This window comes from Defluviimonas salinarum (assembly GCF_026013545.1).
GTDB classification, from domain to species: domain Bacteria; phylum Pseudomonadota; class Alphaproteobacteria; order Rhodobacterales; family Rhodobacteraceae; genus Albidovulum; species Albidovulum salinarum.
Window position 1 is genome coordinate 1 of record NZ_JAPDOG010000072.1, and the last position, 4,301, is coordinate 4,301.

Below are 4,301 nucleotides of genomic sequence, written 5' to 3' on the forward strand. Positions count from 1 at the left end.
GAACGCCCACTCATCGTCCGACATCAGGTCTCGTGCCAAGCTGGTCTCCATCGCAGATACCAGCTTGAATCATGATCAGGCGTCCGTGTGAATCCCTTTTGTCAACAGGCCCTAGCTGATCCGGCGATGGCGGATCAGAACCGGTCGAGCAGGCGTTTCAAGTAATCGAGCTCTTCGGTCGGGCGGGTCTGGTCTCCCGAACGGCGGCGGATCTCGTCGAGCAGGTCGCGCGCGCGGCGGTAGACATCGGTGCCCTGCAGCATGTTCTCGTCGGTACCGATCCGTCCCGACTGCCCGGCCATCCGGCCGAGGGGATCGCGCGGCATCTGCTGGTTCGCATCGCCGAACGCCTCGCCCTGATTGCCGGGCTGCCCCGGCTGGTTCTGCGCCAGCGCCTCGCCGAGATTGCGCAGGCCCTCGCGCAGGTTCTCGATCGCCTCGGCCTGGCGGTCGATCGCCTCGGGCAGATCGTCGCGCCGCAGCGCCTCCTCCGCCCCCTCCATCGCGCGCCCGGCCTCGTCGAGGGCGCGGCGCGCCGCCTCGCGCTCGTCCGAGGGTGAGCCGGGCAAGTTTCCCTCCTGCTGGCGCAGGGTGTCGCGCAGGGAGCGCTGGCGCTCGGCAAGACTGCGCTCGCCGCTCAGGCCCTCGCCGGTCCCGTCGGGCGTCTGGCCGTCCTGGCCCTGCTGCGCCTGGCCTTCGCCCGGCTGACCGTTCTGACCCTGCTGGCCTTGCTGACCCTGCTGGTCGCCGAATTGCTGTTGCAGATCGCGGAACGCCTCGTCCGACAGGCCCTGCTGGTCGCGGAGCGTCTGGCGCAGATCCTCCATCGCCTGGCCGCCCGGCCCCTGCTGGCCCTCGCCGTTCTGGCCCTCGGTCACGCGCAGGTTCTCCATCATCCGGCTGAGCTGGTCGAGCAGTTCCTGCGCTTCGGCCATCCGGCCTTCCTCCATCAGCCGCTGGATCTCGTCCATCATCTGCTGGAGCTGGTCGCCGGTGATCTGCTGGTTGTTCTGGGCCTGCTGGCTCGGCTCGTCCGCGCCCTGCCGCTCCATGTTTTCGGCCAGCTTGCGGATATAGTCGTTCGTCGCCTGCCGGAGCTCGTCCATCAGGCGCTGAATCTCCTCGGGCGAGGCGCCACGGCGGATCGCCTCCGAGAGCCGTTCCTGCGCCTGGTGCATCCGTTCGAGCGCATCGGCGAGCCCGCCATCCTCGATCAGCTCGGCGATCTCCCAGAGTGCCTCGGCAAGCTCGTCGCGCATCGCCGTGCTGAGGGGGCCCTGCACCAGCGCCGCGTCGAGCCGGCGCATCGCGACGCGGATCATCAGGTAGGCGCGCTCGTTGCGCAGCAGGCCTTCGGGCCGGTGGGTCAGCGCATGCAGGATCTGGCTGACGCGGCGGGCGTTGTCGCGGGTCCACAGGAGGTCGCGGCGCAGCTCGATCATCGCGGCAGCGACCGGGTCGAAGAACCGCCGGCCCGGCAGCACCAGCGTCTCGGTCTCGCTCGTGCCGGTCTGGTCGCGACCATCGACGACCTCGAAGGTCATCTTCACCGGCAGGTTGGCCCAGGGATGCTTGGAGGCATCCTCCACCAGCGCCTCGGCGAACTCGGCGCGGCTGCCGGTGATCGGCATCGGCAGGTCGTAGATCAGCACCTCGCGCGGCTCGGGATCGGGACCGAGCCCGTGGTGGCGGTCGACCGCACCGAGGTCGAGCTCGACCAGCGCCCGCCCCGCCGCAACGGCGTAATCGTCGCTCGCAGTGAAGGGCTGCGACATCGTGCCGTCAGCCTCGCGCATGACCTTGCCGGTGATCGCCACCGTAGGTGGAGCGTCTGGCAGCACCGTCAGCCGCCATTCCCGCCCGCCGGTGCCGGTGATCGCGAGGCGGCCGCTTTGCACCGCCTCGAAATCGATCGCGCGGACACTCGCGGTATCGACCGGCGCCTCGCCATCTTCCGGCAGCGGCGCGCGGCCCGAGACGGTTTCCTCGACGCCGAGATCACTGACCGCGCCGTAAAGCCGCAGCGTGACGCGGCTGCCTTCCGGCAACTCGATCGTGCCCGCGTCGATGGTGTTGAGATAGAGGCTCGGCCGCCCGGTATAGGCCGGCGGCTCGACCCAGGCTTCCCACGAGGGGCCGCCGGCGGCCAGCGCCTCGCCGCCCGGCGCGGCGAGCCCCGGCACCTCGGCGATCCGCCAGAGCGACCCGAAGAGGAGTGCTGCGACGAAGGCGGTGAGCGCGGCGTAACGCAAGGCAAAGGGATCGCGGGCGGCGACGCGCAGGTCCGGCGCGGCCGCGCGGGCGGTGGCGGCGCGGGCGGCCATGCGGGCGATGTGGGCGCGCCAGACGGTGCGCGACCCGTCATCCTCTGTGCCGAGCGCCAGAGCATCGCCAAGCGCCGCGATCGGGCGCCCGGGCAGGGTCAGGTCGAGCCGCGCCAGCGCCTCGGCGCGGGTGGGCCAGCGGAACCTCAGGATGCCGCGCAGCAGCGCCCAGCCGAGCCCGCCGAGCGCGATCACGCCGCCGATCCACAAAGCCTCGACCGGCAGCGTCTCGTGCAGGCCGAACGCAAGGGCGGCGATGAGCGCGAAGAGGATGGTCCAGACCGGCCAGAAGCCGCGGGTGATGCGTTCGGCCACCATTCCGGCCCGCGTCAGGCGCACGGGCCATCTGAGGTGCCTCAGCACCGCGTGCGGAAGGGGCTTGATCCTGGTCACACCGGCCGCCGGTCTCCGTTCCGCCCCGACCGCGCGAACATGCGCGTCAGAGCCACGAAGGGAGAGTATCGCGGTTTATCATCTCGTCATAGGTCGGACGGGCGCGAATTACGGCGAATTGATCCCCGTTCACCAGAACCTCGGGAATGAGCGGGCGCATGTTGTATTCCGAGGCCATCGCCGCACCATAGGCGCCGGCAGACCGGAAGGCGATGAGGTCGCCGGCCTTCAAGGGCGGCAGCGGGCGCTGCTTGGCGAAGGTGTCGCCGGTCTCGCAGACCGGGCCGACGATGTCGTAGGGCTGGGTCTCGGTGCCGGGCGCGGGCTCGATCACCGGAACGATATCGTGATGCGCGCCGTACATCGAGGGCCGCACGAGATCGTTCATCGCCGCGTCGACGATGAGGAACTCGCGCTCCTCGCCGGACTTCACGTAGATCACCTCGCTGACCAGGAGCCCGGCATTGCCGGAGATGAGCCGCCCCGGCTCGATCTCGATCTCGCAGCCGAGATCGCCGACGGTGCGCTTGATCACCGCGCCGTAGTCGAGAGGCAGCGGCGGCGCCGCGTTCGACCGCTCGTAGGGAATCCCGAGCCCGCCGCCGAGGTCGAGCCGGCGGATGTCGTGGCCGTCGGCACGGAGCAGCTTCGTCAACTCGGCGACCTTGAGATAGGCCTGCTCGAACGGCTCCAGGTCGACAAGCTGGCTGCCGATATGGACGTCGATGCCGACCACCTCGATCCCCTTTAGCGCCGCCGCCTCGGCATAGACCGCGCGGGCGCGGCTGATCGGGATGCCGAACTTGTTTTCCTTCTTGCCGGTGGCGATCTTCTCATGGGTCTTCGCGTCGACATCCGGGTTGACCCGGATCGTGATCGGCGCGCGCAGGCCGAGCGAGACCGCGACCTCGTTCAGGGCCAGAAGCTCCGGCTCGCTCTCGACGTTGAACTGGCGGATGCCGCCTTCGAGCGCGGTCCGCATGTCGGCCCGCGTCTTGCCAACGCCGGAAAAGACGATGCGTTCGCCGGGCACGCCGGCGGCCTTCGCCTTGAGATACTCGCCGATCGAGACGACATCCATCCCGGCGCCGAGCCCGGCAAGCGTGCGGATCACCGCAAGGTTGGCGTTCGACTTCATCGCGAAGCAGACGAGATGCGGCAAGGGCGACAGCGCCTCCTCGAAGAGCTTGAAGTGCCTTGTCAGCGTCGCGGTCGAATAGACGTAGAACGGTGTGCCGACCGCAGCCGCGATCTCGGAGATCGCCACGTCCTCGGCATGAAGCGCGCCGTCGCGATAGAGGAAATGGTCCATGTCAGAAGCGCCTTACGCTGCGTCCATCCGTTCGCGCCGATGTAGAGCATCGCGGGGGGCAAGGAAAGCCATTCTCCGGGCGGGGCCGGGACCGGTGGTTCGGCTTTGAGGGGCGCTGCGGACGCTGGCCACCTGCATGCCAGAAAGGGCTGTGCGCGCCCTAGGGCCTGTTGACAAAAGGGATTCACACGGACGCCTGATCATGATTCAAGCTGGTATCTGCGATGGAGACCAGCTTGGCACGAGACCTGATGTCGGACGATGAGTGGGCG

The 4,301-nt window shown here is 69.0% G+C and carries 2 protein-coding genes; both read right to left on the reverse strand.

The window, feature by feature from the left end; translation table 11 throughout:
• Positions 1 to 134: 134 nt before the first annotated feature.
• Positions 135 to 2,717 (reverse strand): TIGR02302 family protein, encoded by a 2,583-nt coding sequence (locus OM960_RS25205; RefSeq protein ID WP_354003584.1) that lies wholly within the window; start codon positions 2,715 to 2,717, stop codon positions 135 to 137.
• A 46-nt stretch (positions 2,718 to 2,763) separates the two neighbouring features.
• On the reverse strand, positions 2,764 to 4,029 hold the full coding sequence (gene lysA, locus OM960_RS25210) for a diaminopimelate decarboxylase (protein ID WP_264773915.1): 1,266 nt from the start codon (positions 4,027 to 4,029) through the stop codon (positions 2,764 to 2,766).
• Positions 4,030 to 4,301: the final 272 nt, after the last annotated feature.

Coding starts and splice junctions, on each gene's coding strand:
- lysA (WP_264773915.1), bottom strand. CDS start 4,029: ATGGACCATTTCCTCTATCGCGACGGCGCGCTTCATGCCGAGGACGTG.